This window comes from Shewanella sp. AC91-MNA-CIBAN-0169 (assembly GCF_040310165.1).
In the GTDB taxonomy this organism is placed as follows: Bacteria; Pseudomonadota; Gammaproteobacteria; order Enterobacterales; family Shewanellaceae; genus Shewanella.
The window spans coordinates 20308-39877 of record NZ_JBEOPM010000037.1 but is presented as its reverse complement, the minus strand read 5'-3'; the positions used below and the strand labels follow the sequence as shown (position 1 = coordinate 39877).

At 39.3% G+C, this 19570-nt stretch carries 11 protein-coding genes; all 11 read left to right on the top strand.

The genetic code is table 11. From position 1 onward, the window contains the following. Positions 1-245: 245 nt before the first annotated feature. The 11 genes from AAEY98_RS20935 to AAEY98_RS20885 all read left to right on the top strand — a co-directional run bounded on the left by AAEY98_RS20935 (position 246) and on the right by AAEY98_RS20885 (position 19552). On the top strand, positions 246-2738 hold the full coding sequence (locus tag AAEY98_RS20935) for a hypothetical protein (RefSeq protein ID WP_351019406.1): 2493 nt from the start codon (positions 246-248) through the stop codon (positions 2736-2738). Further along, the gene (locus tag AAEY98_RS20930; protein ID WP_351019403.1) at positions 2738-3385 is read left to right on the top strand and encodes an OmpA/MotB family protein; all 648 of its coding nucleotides are present in this window, start codon (positions 2738-2740) and stop codon (positions 3383-3385) included. Before AAEY98_RS20935 ends, AAEY98_RS20930 begins: the two co-directional genes overlap by 1 nt. Beyond that, positions 3382-4818, top strand: a complete 1437-nt coding sequence (locus tag AAEY98_RS20925; protein ID WP_351019400.1) for an EH signature domain-containing protein — start codon at positions 3382-3384, stop codon at positions 4816-4818. Before AAEY98_RS20930 ends, AAEY98_RS20925 begins: the two co-directional genes overlap by 4 nt. Beyond that, complete coding sequence (locus AAEY98_RS20920; protein WP_351019397.1) at positions 4815-6773, top strand: anti-phage protein ZorA-like protein; 1959 nt, start codon at positions 4815-4817, stop codon at positions 6771-6773. Before AAEY98_RS20925 ends, AAEY98_RS20920 begins: the two co-directional genes overlap by 4 nt. Beyond that, entirely contained in the window at positions 6770-7546 is a 777-nt protein-coding gene (locus tag AAEY98_RS20915; protein WP_220493956.1) for an OmpA/MotB family protein, read from the top strand. Before AAEY98_RS20920 ends, AAEY98_RS20915 begins: the two co-directional genes overlap by 4 nt. Then, on the top strand, positions 7547-8569 hold the full coding sequence (locus tag AAEY98_RS20910; protein ID WP_351019393.1) for a hypothetical protein: 1023 nt from the start codon (positions 7547-7549) through the stop codon (positions 8567-8569). 10 nt (positions 8570-8579) lie between these two features. Then, positions 8580-12119, top strand: a complete 3540-nt coding sequence (gene hsdR, locus AAEY98_RS20905) for a type I restriction-modification system endonuclease (RefSeq protein WP_351019390.1) — start codon at positions 8580-8582, stop codon at positions 12117-12119. A gap of 75 nt (positions 12120-12194) precedes the next feature. After that, positions 12195-13862: an N-6 DNA methylase gene (locus AAEY98_RS20900; RefSeq protein ID WP_351019387.1), complete on the top strand. Its 1668-nt coding sequence runs from the start codon at positions 12195-12197 to the stop codon at positions 13860-13862. Continuing rightward, positions 13859-15391, top strand: coding sequence for a restriction endonuclease subunit S (locus AAEY98_RS20895; protein WP_351019384.1), 1533 nt, complete (start codon positions 13859-13861; stop codon positions 15389-15391). The genes AAEY98_RS20900 and AAEY98_RS20895 overlap by 4 nt, the downstream gene beginning before the upstream one ends. Before the next feature lie 50 nt (positions 15392-15441). Further along, entirely contained in the window at positions 15442-18180 is a 2739-nt protein-coding gene (locus AAEY98_RS20890; protein WP_351019381.1) for a DUF8426 domain-containing protein, read from the top strand. A gap of 1 nt (position 18181) precedes the next feature. Further along, entirely contained in the window at positions 18182-19552 is a 1371-nt protein-coding gene (locus tag AAEY98_RS20885; RefSeq protein ID WP_351019378.1) for an McrC family protein, read from the top strand. The last annotated feature ends 18 nt before the right edge of the window (positions 19553-19570 follow it).

Here is a 19570-nt window from a genome sequence, read left to right as displayed (position 1 = left end):
CGCTGTGGCGTTAAATCCAGAGCAACATAAAGAAGCTGCTTAACAATTTAGGCGACAACTGTCTTGAAAAACGCCGAAAGTGGAATGCTGAACATTTACCTGTAGATATTGCTAAAAACCTACTTACTTATAAAGAATTTCATATAGCTACAAAATTGAAGACATAATCTATGAACCCAATAATACTCAATACAATTTTTATAGGTGTTACTTTGTCCGTGTTTTTTGGAAGCACGGTGTTTTTTATGAAAAGTCGTAGCCGTTATATCAATGAATTAAAAATTAAAACGAATTTACTCGATGAGGTGTATCAGTCAGGAAAAGTACCTCTTGAAAGCTACAATCCTGATACTCAATCACTGGCTCATGATGTTTGTGCTATAAAACAGCAAAATAAGCGTTCTTATGTATCCTTTAATGACGGAAGGATTGAACTATTACGTCATCCGTCACAAATAATAAACGATTTTTCAATTGCGTCATTCAGTTCGATCCCCGCTGTACTAACAACAATAGGTATTCTTGGTACTTTTGTTGGTATTACAATGGGCCTGAGTGGTTTGAATGGATTTGGTTCTGATTCATCAACATTGATTGATCAAGCATCAACTTTAATTGGAGGCTTAGGTACAGCTTTCTACACATCAATAGCCGGTATGGGAACGAGCTTCCTATTTATGCTATTCATTTCACGTTCTGTAGCCATCACAAAAAAAGCAAAATCAGATTTTGTATCAGAAATTCAGGCTATTAGTGTTGTGGTTACTAGCAATGATTTGCTGCACCAACTCGTTATAGGACAGCGCCAATCAAATCAACAAAATGACAGTTTAAATCAACTGATTGATGTTCTAAATACATTAGCAAACAAGCCTAATGCAATGACATCTCTAGAGTTTGAAGAGCACACGAGTAATCATCTCAATGTCCTCTGTACAAAATTGGAAGCGATAGAAACATCAATTTTAAAACAACTTGCTGATTTAAATTTAGATGAGCATCTACTAGCAAGTACAATCAATGATCACTTTAAGGCCGCATTAAATGATGCTCTAACAGCACCAACATCATTGCTTAATGAGATTCATCATGAGCATAAACAGCTTAATAAAGCGGCATACTCATTAATCGGATTAGTCGAAAATATAACAACAAACAATACCGCTCAACTCACAATTTCAGATATTGAACAGGTATTAAGTCAAAGAGTCTCTGCACCAATCCATGAACAAACTGTAATACTGTCTAAGTCTATCGATGCTTTAGAAACCGAATTAAGCGCCATATCTAGTAAGATTGTTACAGAGTCTAAGTTGGAGTCCATTGTATCAATTTCTCTTACTTCTCCAATTATTGAAAGCCTGTCATTAATTCAAGATGCATCAAACAATATGCAATCAATTGTAACAACCATACCTGAACAGTTAGCTGAGCAAATTTCATCAGTAAATAAATCAACTGATAAAATAGGTAAAATACTTACCTCTATTGATTATATGTCTGAAAACATGCTTTCCAACGTATCTCTAGTTGATGCGCTATCAAGCCAAGTTAAAGCTCCAATAGAGAATATTCAAGACGAGATAAATCAGCATGCAATAAATTCTTTAGAAACAAACAAAAATGTAATTTTAGCCATTAATGATTTGTCACAAGCTAGAACTGATGAATTTGAAAGTTTAATAGATAAAATGGGCGAAGAAGTTATTGCCCCTATTGTCACGGAACTCTCCCATACAAATAAAGTTGTTGCTGATTTTGCTGAAATAAGTAACCAACTCAATCAAAGTGTATCTAAGACCGTGGAAGAAATGTCAAAAGCCACTGCCACAGTAGAAAACTTTGAGCTTCATACCCTCAAGAAGCTAAATGACTTTGCTCAATCTATGGATCATTCACTGAATGATTTTGCCATCAACAGTACCGCAGCACTTAATTCTATAACCCAAGAAGTAAAGGGGATTGTAGAGCTGGGCAATACTTCAATTGAAAAACAAACAGCATCATTTAGCCAAATGGTTTCAGATTCAGAAGTCATCTTTACACAACAATCTCAAACACTCATCGATTTGGGCGCTAACTCTGCAGCGTTAATGGCAACAGCAAGACAAGAACTCGAAGCCGGACTTGGAGATATCGATTCTAAAGTGATCAATATGTCATCCACTATTCAGTTAGAACTAGAGTCCTTCAGAGAAGAATATCAACAAAAGCTTACCCATTATTTTAATCAACAAAATACTTTATTAGACCATTCATTAAATGCGCAGCGCGACGGATTAAATGAGGTTGTTGGAAACTTTAAGGCTGTGTTTGAAGACGAGTACAACAAACGAAGTGATCTGATTGAAGATCTTAATACACACCATAAACAAATGATTGATGTCATCGAACGAGTACAAACGATGGCAAAAAGCTTAGGCCTTGAAAATACGAGTTGGGTTGATACTTTACAACTGCAAAGTCAACATATCGGACGACAAATGGCTGACTTAGGGCTTGTTTTCTCTAGTGCGTCAGAAGAGTTTAAGTCACTTACAGGTCAAATGAGACCTGAAATGGATGATTATTTCAAGAGAGCAAATAAATCAGCGGGTGAATACTTCAGTAGTTTTGATGCTACCTCGTCAAGAATATATACAAGATTAGACAGTGCCGTTGACTTAATGATTACTGTTATGGAAGAGGCTAAGCAAGAGAAAGAAAACCTTTTGAAGTTACAAAGTAAGGCCAGCTAATGGATATTCAAAACCATCAAGATGATCAAAAGTTTGATGAGACTGGTACCTGGTTATCTATAAGTGACTTAATGGCAGGTCTTTTGATGGTCTTTGCCTTGTTATTAATTGTCGCGTTAGCACAGTTATTTGAGTTTCAAGAACAGTCTAAGAGTAACCGAATCATTATTATCGAACAGCTTCAAAAAGGCTTAGAGGCTGTTGGAATAGAATCACATATTGATTCTAAAGGCACATTATCTTTAGTTGAAGGGCTTCAATTTGAGCATGGAAGTGCAGAAATTAATGCTACTGGGCAAGAGTTTTTAAAAAAGTTGATACCTGTATACAGCCAAGCTATTTTTCAAAATGTAGAAACGGCTGAAGAAGTTAACTACTTAATTATTGAAGGACATGCGGACAAAAATGAAGCCGGAAAACATTCAATGTCGTTGAGCATACGACGGGCGGAATCAGTTACAAATCTATTACAAGCAATGCCTTTTCACTATAAAGCAAAATTCTTGAATAAAATTTTGCCAGCAGGAAGAGGGGATCATGATGCAAATATCAATCTTACATCCGATAAAAATAGAAAAGTATTATTTCGATTTGAATTTAAAAGTCATGATCTCACAGAGCTTCTTGAAAAGGACGCCAACAAATGACTTATATCAATCATAAAGTATGGTTTATTGAACCAGAAATACCTCATATTCCTTATTTGTCACAACTACAACCTCCTTTAGGTGGAATAATTGATGGTCATAGTTCCGCAGTTACAATTGACGATAAAGACATTCGTTACATTGCTGACAGACTTAAAAACAAACAAAAAATTTCAGAGATTGAATGGTTGATCTTACTTCGTTCAGAGGAAAAATATCTATTATTAGATCACTCAGAGCAATCAATAATAGTAGCGATTGTTTGGACAAATTTATTACTAGATGAGCCGAGATTTCAACAGTTTTTATTAAAAATAATAGCTGGTTTTGCCCGAGGTTTTAGCTCAATGGCTGGCACTTTACTCAAAGCATTCCCAGCTAGAACTACTTCAAAACACCCCGAAAAAACAAAGCAATTATCAGAAATAGTTAAACACCTAGTAAAAGGAGATTACCTCTCCTGTGCAAAGAAAATGTTAGATTCAAATACTGAAGTCGCTTTATGGTTTTCAAGTTACGGAGCTGATTCGGCTGGTGAGCATGTTGAAGCTATTTATACTCAGGCTGGTGCCGCTTTACCAATGTCGCCAGATTCTGAAGCTTTAGCTTGGTGGCTCACTTGTCAGCGCAATATAGAAGATAAACAGACATTAGCTCAATTAGAACTCTTACTGGCGAAAGTTAATTATGTTCAGCCTGGTTGTGAGTTTGATGAATGGATTCAAATACATTGTTTGCCTGATAATGCTGATACTTTTTGGTATCAATTAAGTGAGTTTGCACAACAAAAACTCAAAAGCTTCTACCATGTCACAACGTTTAAGTCCGTTAAAAAAATATTCGATGCACTTTGCGATACAAGCACAGATCCAAATTTAACAGAAACGCATGTTAGAAACTTAGCTGGCAGAACTTCATTCTGGGCAGATTACAGCGAGTCATTTGTACGAGTTCGTTTTCTCTTAACACAACGATCGAAAGAGTTACTCGCTAATAAAATGGATTTACGCCAGGAAAGAGTCACGATCATGGTGCCACACTATTCAAATGATGCCAGTGAGATTTGTATTTTTGAAATCGGTTCTTACATCTTCATAGAACGATTTCGAGGATCAGATTTCGACCTTGGGATCTTTCTAAAATCAGCCGGACTAGAAAAATTACTTTTTGATTCTGATGGTCTTGATGGCCGAATCGTATCGCAATTAACACCAGAGTGGGCTGAAGATCATAAGGATTATTGGCAAAAGAGGTTAATTTCAGTTTTATCAAGCAAAGGTATTAAACCTAATCTAAATAATAAACTTGCCAGAAACTGGTTTACACCTCTTTCAGCCAGTGAAAGGCATCAAGTCGATGAGATGAAACTTCATCGAAACCAAAACAACTTAGATAATAAAAGTTACTTCAAAACAGGCCATAGACAAAGATGATCAATATAATCCTCGATCCACTAACAATTTACTTTTGTTCGTTTATTCTTTTAGGCGCAGTTATCTCTGCGTTTACGTTATGGCTATCTACTCGTAAATTAATCACACAATTACAGGCAGCCAATACCGAGTTAAAGCAGTACAAACCAATTAACGCGTTTGATGACAATGGTGACTTAATTGAACAGTCGTGGAGTTCGAATCCGTTAACGATTGCTTATCAAAACCGAGAGAAAATGCATTCAAAAATTTCAACAATAGAATGCCTAAAATCTACGTGGGAAGGTTATCAACGAAGCATGCAATTACCTGGCGTTAACTTCGAACTTAAGCCAAGCCAAGCACCAACGCTAAGAAATACTATGCAAGTCAGTAATGTATTTAATATGGAAAACATAGTTGAACCTCAAATCAACTTACGCTTATTCACTTCCATCCCTAACATGCTGACTGGGTTAGGCTTATTATTTACTTTTGTCGGTTTAGTTATTGGTATTGGTAACGCATCATTAGGATTAAGCTCTGCAGATATTGATTCTGCAAAACAATCACTTAACCCTCTGTTAACTGGAGCGAGCATTGCATTTACCACATCAATAGTCGGTATCATTTGCTCAATGGTATTTTCAATGTTTGAAAAATCCAGATTTTTCAAATTAGAAAAAGAAGTCAAAAAATTCAGTGATTATTTAGCATCACACATAGAATTTATTGACTCAGATAAACTTGCAGCAATGCAATTAGAAGCGATTGAAACCCAAACAAAAGCACTTGCAAACTTCCAGTTTGATCAGCAACGAATTACTGATGAAACTATTAAGCGTGTTTCGAAAGAATTTAGAGACACACTACTAGATAAAGCCGGTTCAGAAATCAAAGATCTTGCTGAACTTATCTCCGAAATGAATAAAAGTATGAGTGTGAATTTAAGCAGTTTTACTGAAAACCAAATTAAAGTGGGTAAGGCTACTGAACAGCTCACCAAAGCAATGCAAACTTCAATGCTAAATGTCACTAAGCAATTTAGTGATAGTGCAGATGAAATGGGAGCTCGTGAAGAAGTACGTATAAATCGAATCATCAGCACCTTCGAAACAGCAGGTAATAATGTCTCACGTGTCATATCAAGTTCTACTGCAGAGATAGAAGAAAACCTATTTGTACAATCTAGGGTCACAATCGACAATATGTCACAAGCGTCGGAGTTATATCGCCAAACAATGAATAGCTCCGTTGAATTACTCGCTAATATTCCCGAAAGAATCACTAATGCGACTGAACAGAGTATCAAGCAATCGGCAATGCAACTTCAGGGTCTAATGGAGCAGCTTCTACCAGATATCGTAGCAAAAGTATCAGATAGCTTAGGGCAACAAGTCGATTCATTTATGTCACAGATTTCTGATGCCGAAAGTCATTTAGCGGTTATGTTGGAAGAGTTTCCAAGTGTGGTCGAACAGCTGGGTAAGTTGAATAAAGAACTGGTAGGAAATGCCCAAGTTATCGGTAAGCTACATGATGTGACAAAGAAAAGTTTGACTACATTTAATAACACTTCAGACAGCTTGGCTGAGAGTGTGTCAAACATGACCGAAGCAAATCACTCCTCAGCAGAGGTTGCCAAAACTTATCAAGAGTTATTGAAAGGCATTCAAGAAGCAGCTAAAAATGCTTCTGACTTTAGCCAATCTTCAGCTCAAACTGCAGTAAAACTTAAACAAGCACTATCCGAGCACAGTAATTTAGGTGACGGAATCAAGTCAGCTATTGAAGCATCTATGAATCAATTGCATTTAGGGCTAGGCGAATATGCCAGTTTAACAAACAAACATATGTCAGCTTTAGATCACGATGCGAGTAAAGTTTCTGGCCACTTAGTAGAGGCGATTAAAGAGATTGATCTACTAGTGAAAGATATCGCCAAAACAAACACTAGATTGAGTGGTGCAGCGTGAGAATAAAAAATCAAGATGACACGAGTTACATGATGGCTGTGTCAGACGTTATGTCAGGACTGATGTTCATTTTTATCATCACGTTGGCTATTTTTGTTATCGACTTTTTGATTGCTTCACGTGAGCAAGAAGATAAATATGCAGAATTACAGCGTTATACAGACAAACTGAAAGGGAATAATGAAACCCGATCAAAGATGTTAAGCGATATTCAGAAATCTCTGTCTGATAAAAATGTCGATGTCGAAATTGATATCGAGCACGGTGTGTTAAGACTAAATGAAAATGCGATTAGGTTTGATACTGGGGCTGCAGACTTGAATGAAACTCAAGTAGAACGTCTCGGTATTGTTGCTGAAGTCATTGCAGCAATATTACCTTGTTACGCCGCAAACCCGCCAATAGACAATGGATGTATTGTCGATACAAAGGGCAAAATTGATTCAATATTTATTGAAGGTCACACCGATAATGTCCCTATTACCGGTTGGCTTGCACAAAAATACCAAGACAACTGGGTATTATCAGCCCATAGAGCGATGTTCACATACCGTGAAGTCACCAAAAAAGAATCAATTCTGGCAGAGATGAAAAATAACAGTAATCAACCAGTGATTAGTGTTAGTGGATACGGTGAAGGCAGGCCTGTACCTGGCCATGAATATAATATGCCAATGTCAGATCCTATCAATCGTCGCATAGATTTTCGTTTTATTATGACTCCGCCTTCTATTACTGAGGCTGAAGCCGCACTAGAAGGGAATTTCGAATAAATGACCCATTTACCTGCACTGCCAACAGAACGCTACATGCAAAAGTTAAGTATTCAATTACCTAAAATATTGTTTGAAAATGATTTTACCGCTACGGATACGGAGCTTAAATCTTGCTTTAACTATGCCAGTCAACACCTAAAACAAGGGCAATTGAATATTGATCATATATCACTATATCAACAACGTCTTCTTGCCAGATTAATCACTTTAGGCTTAGATAAAAAACAAAAAATCGGTAACATTTTGGCTATGAATAACATCTGGCAATCATGTATTTCGATATTCACATCCAGAGTAGACCCATTAACCGTTCATATTTTACTGACGTCGTTTGATAACATAGTGAAATCAAAATCGACAGAATCAATGTATCGTATTATTACTGATATAGACGCACTATCAAATCAGATTATCTTTGCTGGCTCGCCTCGTTCCCATCAAATAAAATTAATTAAAAATAACGGGGCAGCAGACCTTGATGACAAAACCGGATGGTACAAAAAAGCGGTATTGTCTCAAGTCAAATCTCAACTTAATATCGTCAATATTTTTAATGAATATGTTAATGGCACGCGTGTTTACTCGCCATTTGATGTTGCGCGGGAAAGTAATGCATTTTTAATGACTTATTTAAAAAGTGGTCATGTTAGAAACATTTGGCTTTACGCCAGCCAAAACATCAAAAATCAATTGCCTACACATCATCAAGATGAATGTATCGTGTTAAATGATATACAAGACAACTTCATACTTGTTAGTCAAATTGGTGATCATATTTGGATACAAACTGATAAATATGAAAGTTATGGTTGTTATCAATTACCGATTGAATCAACAAACCTACAAGACGTGGTCCACACCATGTTAACGCTGGAACGAAAGTATAGTTACCACTTTAGCCGTTCTGGTTTATGGCAATACAAGCTATCAATAACATTGAAAAGCCAAACTAAATTCAGCCCAAGAAGATCGGATTACTTAAAACCTAGCTTAGACGAACCAGTCGAAAAAGTGATTTAGAAAGGATGCTATGAAAAAATCAAACTTTGAGTTTTTAAAAGGCGTAAACGATATTTTATATCGCATCGCTTGTGCGGCAGAAAATAACTTTCCTGACGACCCAAATACCACATTGGTTAAGCTACGTATGTTTGGTGAGTCAGCCGCTAAGCACTTAGGTAAATTGTTGTGTATCGAATCACAAGACACGCAGCTAGATTTACTGCGCGAGCTTGCAAAAGTATCTTGGGTAGACGACTCAATCATTAAAATATTCCATGAGTTACGGGTTATCGGCAACAAAGCCGTTCATAAATACCATGAAGATTTAAATGATGCTGAAATGTGTTTGCGATTAACCTTCCGACTAAGCGTATGGTATTACCGTCTGCTGACCAAAGATGATGACTTTCAAACACCGTTATTTATCCTGCCAACGAGTCAGCAAAGTAATGACGATTCAGCTAAGCAAATAGATGAATTAAAAGCAGCACTCGCTGAGGCTGAACAACAATCAAAACATAATCAAGCCCAGTCAAAGTCAGAAGTAGCAGCACAGCAAAACAAACTTGTTGCCCTACAAGGTTACATTTCAATCTTAGAAAGTAAGCAAACCGAAACCATTGAACAAACACAAGCCCGTATTGCTGCGCTTGAAGCTCAATTAAAAGCTAAAGATGCTGAAATAGCTAAAAAGACAGAAGCAGAACGCAAAGCTTACAAAAAGCAAATTACTGAACAAGCAGCTTCACGCTCATTAGGCTTAAGCGAGCCAGAAACTCGTTACCTTATTGATCTACAACTACGACAAGCAGGTTGGGAAGCCAACACGCAACTGCTAAAATATGCAGCAGGAACGCGACCAGAAATTGGCCGCAATATCGCCATTGCCGAATGGCCAACAGGCCTTGATGAAACTGGTAAAGCAGGCTTTGCCGATTACGTGTTATTTGTTGGTTTGTTACCCATTGCAGTGATTGAGGCCAAAAAGCAAAATCTCGATGTTATGGCCAAATTGTCAGAAGCGTATCGTTATAGCCATACCTTTGACATGCAATTTTTGCGCGATGAGTTAAGTAATCATTATAAAAATTCAGACCAATTCTCAATGATTGCCGATCAGCTGCCAACTTATAAGCCATTATGGTTAGACTCAGATGGCACAACCCAATTTAACATTCCGTTTTGTTATTCCGCCAACGGCCGTGAATATCGCGCTGCGGTTAAAACAAAAAGTGGCATTTGGCACCGGGATGTTCGTTCAAGTACCAACCAAGCCAAAGCATTACCATCCTGGCATAGCCCAGAAGAATTAATGGTCAAACTTGAGCGCAATAATGACGTGCTAAATAACTGGTTTAGTCAAAATCCCGATTATTCGCCGCTTAGCTTGTATTACTATCAAGAAGACGCCGTAAAAGCCATTGAGCAAGGCATTATTGATGGAAAACAAGAAATGATGCTGGCAATGGCCACCGGAACGGGTAAAACCCGCACCGCAATAGGCATTATGTATCGCCTGATTCAGTCACAACGTATTAACCGCATTTTGTTTTTAGTCGACAGACGCAGCCTAGGTATTCAAGCTATTGGTGCGTTTGAAGATGTCCGTATTAACGACGAAACCTTTTGCAGCATCTTTAATGTAAAAGGCCTAACCGACAAATTTCCAGAAGACAGCACCAAAATCCATGTCGCCACAGTGCAGTCGCTGGTTAAACGAGTACTACAAAGCGATGAAACTGTCCCCGTAGGGCGTTACGACTGTATTATTGTCGACGAAGCGCATCGTGGTTATGTGCTGGACTCAGAGCAAACCGAAGGGGAAGAGCAGTTCCGTAATGCACAAGACTACATCTCGTCGTACCGTCGTATTATCGAACATTTTGATGCAGTAAAAATTGCCCTAACCGCCACACCCGCGCTGCATACGCGTGAAATTTTTGGCGACCCTATTTATCGATACACCTATCGTCAGGCGGTTATCGACGGTTATCTTAATGACCAAGAACCGCCCATAAAAATAGTCACCCAATTAAGTCAAAACGGGGTACATTTCGCCAAAGGCGAACAAGTTGAGCGATTAAGTTATCAAGGTGAACTCATCATAGACGAATTAGCCGACGAGCAAGATTTTGAAGTCGCAGACTTTAACCGTAATCTTATTGCACCTAATTTCACTAAAGCCATTTGTGATGAGCTAGTCAATCATATCGACCCAACCGGCCTGCAAAAAACCTTAGTATTTTGTGTCGACAACGCCCATGCAGACATGATGGTGGATCAATTACGTTTGTCATTTGGGCAAAAATACCCGCTGCTTGAACACGACGCCATTATTAAAATTACCGGTGCGTCAGACAAAGACTCGGATAAAGTGCAAAGCATGATCACCCGCTTCAAAAAAGAGCGCTTACCCAATATTGTGGTCACGGTGGATTTACTCAGTACCGGGGTCGATATCCCCAGTATTTGCAACATTGTGTTTGTGCGTAAGGTACGCAGCCGTATTTTGTACGAGCAAATGAAAGGCCGCGCCACCCGTTTATGCCCACAAGTAGGTAAAACATCGTTTCGTATATTTGATGCTGTTGATTTGTACGCCACCTTAGAAAGTGTCGACAGCATGAAGCCCGTTGTCGTGAGACCATCGGTAGATATTCAAACCCTGGTCAATGAAATTACCGACAGCGAAACCTATAAAGTCAAAGAGGCCGACGGCAGAAGCTTTGCCGCTCACAGTCATGACTTACTGGTGACTAAGCTACAACGGGTGATTGGCCAAGCCATGTATAACCGTCAATACAACAAAGACATTGACCAAGCGGTTATTCGATTTGATGAAATATGCCAAGACACCATAGGCTGTGACTTTGCCAATTTAGGTCACACACTCAAACAAAAAGGCTCTAAATGGACCGCTGAAATTTTTAACCAAGTAGACAACCTAGTACCGCGTATCGAACGGCTTAAAAACCTAATTAATGAGCAAAGTAAACGGCCTATATTTACCGACATAGATGACAAAGTCATATCGGTAGATCGTCTATACGGCGACTACGACAATCCAGAAGACTTCCTCGAAGCCTTCGACAAGCTGGTCGATATCAATGTAAATCAAAGTGCAGCCTTACAAACCGTGCTCACTAAACCGCGTGATTTAACCCGCAAAGCGTTAGTAGAATTACAAGAATGGTTTGACGCCCAACACTTTGACGAATCAACATTGCGTAAAGCGTGGGCGAAAAAAACCAATCTAGACATCGCCGCCCGATTAATTGGCCATATTCGCCGTGCCGCAATGGGTCAAGCCTTATTACCGTTCGATCAACGGGTAGACAATGCATTGGCTAAAATTCTTCAACAAGCCGATTGGACAGCAGAACAAATTACCTGGCTTGAACGCCTCGCCGACAGCTTAAAAGAAAGCGTGGTGCTAGACGACAACACCTTCAAAATGGGTAATTACAAACGCCGTGGCGGTAAAACACGCCTGGAAGCCGTTTTTAATGATGAATTAGCGCGCATACTGTCCGACTTTAACGATTATATCTGGGATGAGCGTGCATAAACTCCTATCATGCTATGACAGGAACAATACACCCGCATTTTATGCTCAACATGCAATATAAAGAGACAATATTTTATGAACAACAATGAACTAGTCGCCAAACTGTGGAAGCTGTGCGACAACTTGCGTGATGGTGGTGTATCGTACCAAAACTACGTTAATGAGTTGGCATCGCTATTATTTTTAAAAATGTGCCAATCAACAGGGCAAGAGAAAGACTTACTGCCAGAAGGCTTTCGCTGGGCTAATCTCAAGTCTAAAATTGGTCAAGAACAACACCAGTTTTATCGCAACATGTTAGTGCAACTCGGTACCGACGAGCATGCCATTGTGCGTGCCATCTTCCAAAACGTGAACACCACTATTACTCAGCCAGCGCAATTAACCGAACTCGTTGACAATATGGACAAACTCGATTGGTTTGACGACGGGCAAGGCAAATCCCGCGATGACTTTGGCGACATGTATGAAGGTTTACTGCAAAAAAACGCTAACGAAACCAAATCAGGCGCTGGTCAATACTTTACGCCGCGGCCATTAATTAGTGCCATTGTTCAGCTGCTTAAACCGCAAGCACGGGAAGTGATACAAGATCCCGCCGCGGGAACGGCAGGTTTTTTAATTGAAGCCGACAAATACATTAAGTCACAAACAAATGACTTAGATGATTTAGACGACACCGACCAAGCGTTTCAAATGACCAAAGCCTTTATCGGCCTGGAGTTAGTGCCCGAAACTCGCCGTTTAGCCTTAATGAATTGTCTATTGCATGACATAGAAGGCGACGCCGAACATGGCGCTATCCGTTTAGGCAATACCTTGGGCAGTGCAGGGGAAAACCTCCCAAAAGCACAGGTGATATTAACCAACCCGCCTTTTGGCAGCGCTGCCAGTACTAACATTACCCGTATCTTTGTTCACCCAACGGGCAACAAGCAACTGTGTTTTATGCAGCACATTGTTGAGGCACTGCTACCAGGTGGCCGCGCCGCCGTGGTGATCCCAGATAACGTGTTGTTTGAAGGCGGTAAAGGCACTGAAATTCGCCGCGACTTAATGGACAAATGTAACCTGCACACTATTTTGCGCTTACCTACCGGCATTTTTTATGCCGCTGGGGTAAAAACCAACGTGTTGTTCTTCCAAAAAGGCAGCCCCACTAAACCAAATCAAGACAAAGGCTGCACCACAGCAACATGGGTGTACGACATGCGTACCAATATGAATACCTTTGGTAAACGCCGCCCGCTAGCCGATGCCCATTTTAATGATTTCATCACCGCTTTTGGTAGCGACAGCAACGGCCAATCACCTCGCACTGAGGGCGTTTGGCAACAACTTGGCGAAATTGACACTAGCGTCGATGCTACTGAAAAAGTCACTGAAAAAGACAGTTCAGAGGCGAATGAAACAGCAAGCGAGCAAGTGCAATCCCTTGAAACCGCTCGTTTCCGTAAATTCAGCCGCGGCTACATTCGTGATCAAAAAGGCGACTCGTTAGATATCTCCTGGTTAAAAGATTTAGCCGCCACCAGTAGCGAGAACCTACCAGAGCCTGAATTGTTGGCAGGCGAGGCCATGGCCGAGCTCACCGAAGCTATGTCGGAAATTTACCAACTGATGTTGTCATTAGGTGCCGATGATGTTGCCGAAGGGCAAAAACTGTTGTTAGCAGAATCTTTTGGATTGCAAGTGTTGTCAGCTGACAACACAGAACAGATTGTGGCAACGGAGACTAAATGATGAAAGAGTTGCCGAAGGGGTGGATTTATCAAGATTTGGTTGAAATAACGACCAAAATAGGAAGTGGTTCAACCCCTAGAGGTGGGCAAGATGTTTATAAAACTGAAGGAATCCCGCTTATTCGTTCAATGAACGTAAGATTTACAGGTTTAGACGCAAAAGGCTTAGCATTTATTGATGATGAGCAAGCTAATAAGTTAAATGCTGTAACTATCAACGATAAAGACGTTTTACTAAATATTACAGGTGCTTCAATTGGCAGGGTTTCTGTTGCGCGAGATTGGGCTGTGGGTGGTCGGGTTAACCAACATGTTTGTATAATTCGCCCTGTTTTGACTGAGCCCCTTAGCGCATACCTCAATTACTACTTGATGACACCGATAATGCAGGACTATATCAATAGTAATGAATCTGGAGCAACTCGACAGGCGTTAACTAAAGCTAAGATTGAAGCTCTCACAATACCACTAGCACCACTAGCCGAACAAAAGCGCATCGTTGAAAAGCTCGATGAAGTGTTGGCGCAGGTCGACACCATCAAAGCCCGCCTCGATGGCATTCCCGCTATCCTAAAACACTTCCGCCAATCCGTGCTCGCTTCTGCGGTCTCGGGGAAGTTGACAGAAGAGTGGCGTAATGTGAATACGTCTTCAAGTGTTAGTTTATTTTTGAAAAAAATTAAAGATAAACATATTGAACTTAAGAAAAATAAAAAACTAAAAGCATCCTTTGGAAAGCATGAACCGGTAACCCCATTGAAATTGGCAATTCCAGATAGATGGTCATGGACTTGCTTTGATGAGATAGCCGAAAATGATAATAATGCATTAAAAGCTGGTCCATTTGGTTCATCCTTAAAAAAAAGTGACTGTATAGCTGATGGTTATAGAATATACGGACAAGAACAAGTGATAGCTGGAGATGAATCTTTAGTTTCTTATTATATTTCTCAAAAAAAATATGACCAATTAAGATCATGTGCAATTAAGTCCGGTGATATTTTAATTAGTCTTGTTGGAACGATCGGAAAAGTTCTGATTTTAAGTGATAAAGTAGAAGCAGGTATTATTAATCCACGTTTAGTTAAATTAAGTCTAAATGAAAAAATTGAACGCAAATATATAAAAGCCTATATAGATAGCCCGATTGCTTGGCAGTTCTTTAAAGGGTTTAGTCATGGGGGAACCATGGATATTCTAAATTTAGGCATTTTAAAAAAATTACCTGTTGCAATTCCTCCAGTTGAAGAACAAAAAGAAATCGTCCGCTTAGTCGATAATTACTTTGAACTTGCCGACACCATCGAAGCGCAGGTGAAAAAAGCCCAAGCCCGAGTCGATAACCTCACCCAAAGCATTTTGGCTAAGGCCTTCCGCGGTGAATTAGTGCCACAAGACCCTAACGACGAACCTGCCGACAAACTGCTTGAGCGCATTGCCCAAGCCCGCTTGGATGCTGAAGCCCTTGCTAAAGCTGCAAAAAAAATCACTGGCAGTAAGAAAAAAGCAACTAAAACGGCGAAAGCATAATTTGATATTTTCAGCACGCCAATTGGCGTGCTTTTTTATGGATGATTCTAATGGATTTAAATCAGCAATTTGGTTTATATGAAGAGTATGTAAAAGCAACGCTTGGTCACTTTCCCGTGGACCAAACTAAGCTTAATTGTATTGCAGTATTTAAAGCATTAGCAGAGCTAACTGATGAGCAAAAGTTAAACGGTGCTGAGTTTATTACTCGTGAAATGTTACAAACTAGGGTTAGTGAACGTTATGCCGCAAATGCCAATGCTCGCCGCCAAGAAGTGAATAAGTATTTGTCCCAGCGCTTTCGAATCGGTAGCGATATAGAACCAGACTTTGTTCAGTTTATGCTAGAAGGTGACTCAACTGTTTATTCGAGAGCAGACAATGTTGATGCTGGCTCTAAACGTACAGCTTACCGAATAGCAGACTTTCCGAAGAAAGATAAATTGATTGCTCTCCTACGAAGGCTTGATCTTACTCTTTATCTGTTGCCTAAATCAGAACTTACTCTACAAGGAATATTCACCGCATATTTAGGTGCTTTTTGGCCCTACTCATCTATGCAGAAATGGCATGAAAATTATGCTCAGTTTACTCGGAAGTTGCGAAGCACCGACCAGATTACTGACGAGCAATTAACTCAATTGTGGGGAAAGCAATCTAATGGTATAGCATTGATTAAACAAGGTGTAACACCTGCTAAAGAGGTAGTTTCGGCTAAGAATCATTTATTAAAAATCACTTCATTATTGAAAAACTTGTCGAACAATAATCGTTATCAAGAATCATTAGGGATAATGGATAAAGCGAGCGAAGATAACTCTATTTCAAGGCGATATTTTTCAGTTCTGAACCGGACGGCTGTAGCTTTTGACTCTGCTAACCTAACTTTTCCAGTTGATTCGAATACGATGTTGAAATTTGTTCGTTTCATGAATGATGCATTTAATTTGAATATTGATTGCAAGCAGGCAGATTGGTACGAATTATCAACGAATCTTAAAAAAGCGGTAGCAGGTAATCTGGCTGAAGATGTCGATCCACTCAAAGTTAATATTGTGCTTTGGCGAATCAATGACCAGCAAGATGCATTAAAAAACTTATTGTCGGAGCAATCTCAAATGAATGAGCCAACTGAGAATGATAATTCACAGGGAGAGAACAACGTTAGTCTGATTAGTGAACCTTTAAACCAAATCCTGTATGGCCCTCCAGGTACAGGCAAAACTTACCATGCAATTGAAGCCGCCGTTAAGGCTGCCGAGCCTGAGTTTAAGTGGCAAAAACGTGATGAATTAAAAGCAGAGTATGACCGTTTAGTCGCTGCAAAACGGATTCGTTTTGTGACTTTCCATCAAAGCTATGGGTATGAAGAGTTTGTTGAGGGTTTAAAAGCCAAAACCACAGAAGACAAGTCGATAGAATATTTTGTTGAGAATGGCGCGTTTAAAAGTATCGCTGATGATGCTAAAAGCACTGCGATCAGAAAGTCATTTGAAGTCAGCTCTGATGCCACTATTTGGAAAATATCAATTGACAGTACCGGTAAAAGTGAAGTATCTAACCATTGCCTTGCTAACAGTATTGCTGCTATCGGCTGGGGAAGCTCAGGCGATTTATTATCTGAAGAGTTAGATGATAATGAGTACTATCAAAAGTTAGGCCCTCAAGTAAAAAGTTCATTGTCGGAGTTTTCACAAAGAGCATCAGTTGGCGATTTGATTTTGTGTATTGGTAGCCAACGGACAGTTCAAGCGGTAGGCGTTATCTCGGGAAACTACCACTTTGAACCAAAGGGGACTTCAGTTTACTCAAGTTATTGTAATCAGCTGCCTATTAATTGGTTAGTAACTGATATTAATATAGATTTTCACGCACTTAATGGCGGGGTTAATTTTACACAAAAAACGTTTTATGAGCTCTGGCGCTTTTCCGTTGCTGATGTATTTGAGCTTTTAAATACGCATGGTGTTCACATTAATTCGATAGAATCTGAACAAAATAAGACTGAAAACTACGTTCTTATTATTGACGAAATCAATCGAGGTAATATTTCAAAAATCTTTGGAGAACTCATTACCTTAATTGAACCTTCTAAACGAACAGGTGAGGGACAAAAGGAATCGTTAACGTTGAACCTACCTTATTCTGGTAAGCCTTTTTCAGTACCTGATAACCTTTATATTATCGGCACCATGAATACTGCGGATCGATCGTTAGCTTTAATGGATACAGCTTTACGACGCCGTTTCGATTTTATTGAAATGATGCCAAGTTATGACGTTTTTAGTGAACATGGAGTGCTTAACGTTGGCAGTGTGCAAGTTGATCTAGCTGAATTACTAAAAACCATGAATCAGCGTATCGAAGTACTTTATGACCGTGAGCATATGCTCGGTCATGCCTTTTTCATTCCGGTAGTTGAGTTGATTACAGCCAAAAATCATTCTCAAGCGCTTATTGAATTGAAAAACGTGTTCAAAAATAAAGTGCTGCCGTTATTGCAAGAATACTTCTTTGAAGATTGGAACCGTATTCGTTTAGTACTTGGTGATAGCAAGAAATCAAAATCTGATTGGTTAGTGCAAATTAGCGAGCAAAGCTTTAACGATATTTTTGGTGCAGATCATGGGTTAGGTAATTTTGATACTGCGCCTAAAACTTATCAAATTGCTTCTTTTGATGATCGTTCAATTTGGGATAAGCCGGAGACTTATCAAGCCATCTACTCTGTTAAAAAAACACCAGATACCGCAGATGAGACCAATACACTAGAAAGCCGTGAAGATTAATATGGATAAAAGCATCACTGTTTTTGAGTATGGTTATTTAGCTGATGAGGCTGATAAAAAAGAGTCTAAGCGAATAAATTGGATTTCTTCGGCTGCTTTTAAGTATTTGAAGCAACTTTGCTTGTGTACTGAATCTGAAAGTAGCTTTGTTAGGCTAAAGATGATTGATAGCACCGAGGTGTTACAGACACAAAACTATGCTGGCGTGATATTAACGCCAGATGGAACGCAAATAGAAATATTACCAAAAATCGGTAAAGCGGCATATCAACAGCAAAACACAGCGGCAGAAGAACAATCGAGAGAATCATTACTGGTGATGCTGGCATGCTTGGGCGATTTTCGACACCTAAAAACTGAAACTGCTGATATTAAGCAGCAAAAAATGCCTTTGCTAGAGATATTTATTAGCCAATTTTTAGCCTCTGTTAATCATTTAATTAAGCGGGGGATTCGGAGTGATTATGCCCAGCGGGAAGATAATTTACTTTTCCTTAAAGGTAAGCTGCAAGTTGGCAAGCAGCTAAAGCACAATTTGGTCAATAAGCATAAATTCCATGTCGAATTTGAGGAGTTTCTTGCTGATAGGCCAGAAAATCGCGTTATTCATAGTGCTCTTCATTGTGTCAAAAAACTCAGTCGCAGTATGGCTAATCAACGCTTCCAGCAAGAACTTGCCTTTACCTTTGCTGACATACCAGTAAGTAAAGATCATCATCAAGACTTTCAGCGTCAACGAATCGACAGAGGCATGGCACATTATGAGACACCATTAGCGTGGTCAAAACTGATTTTAAATGCCTTCTCGCCGCTAACCATGAAAGGAACTCATTCCGCCACGTCTTTACTGTTCCCAATGGAGGCTGTATTTGAGTCTTATGTAGCTTCTCAACTACATCTATTTGTTAACGTTGGTTATCAGGTTAAGTCACAAATCAGTTCATCAAAATTGGTTAAGCATGTTGATAAAGATTGGTTTCAGCTTAAGCCTGATTTACTCATTCAGGATGCAGGTAAGTCAGTTTGCGTGCTTGATACAAAATGGAAAAATTTAGATTCATCTAAAGCCAATGGTACAGATAAGTATGGCTTATCCCAAGCAGATATCTATCAAATGTTTGCTTATGGTCACAACTACCTAAGTGGTGATGGTGATATGTTTTTAATATTCCCATATCAAAATAACTTTGATTGTCCGGTGATAGAACCTTTTATATTCACAGACATAAACGGAAATGTAACAAATTTACGCTTATGGCTGGTGCCGTTTAAAATATTACCCAATAAAGGCAAATTGATTTTATCGGCGAAAGCGGATTCATCTCCGATGAACACTATTTACACGCCTGATGTTTTTTACCGTAATCGATAAATTCGCAAGGATGAGAAT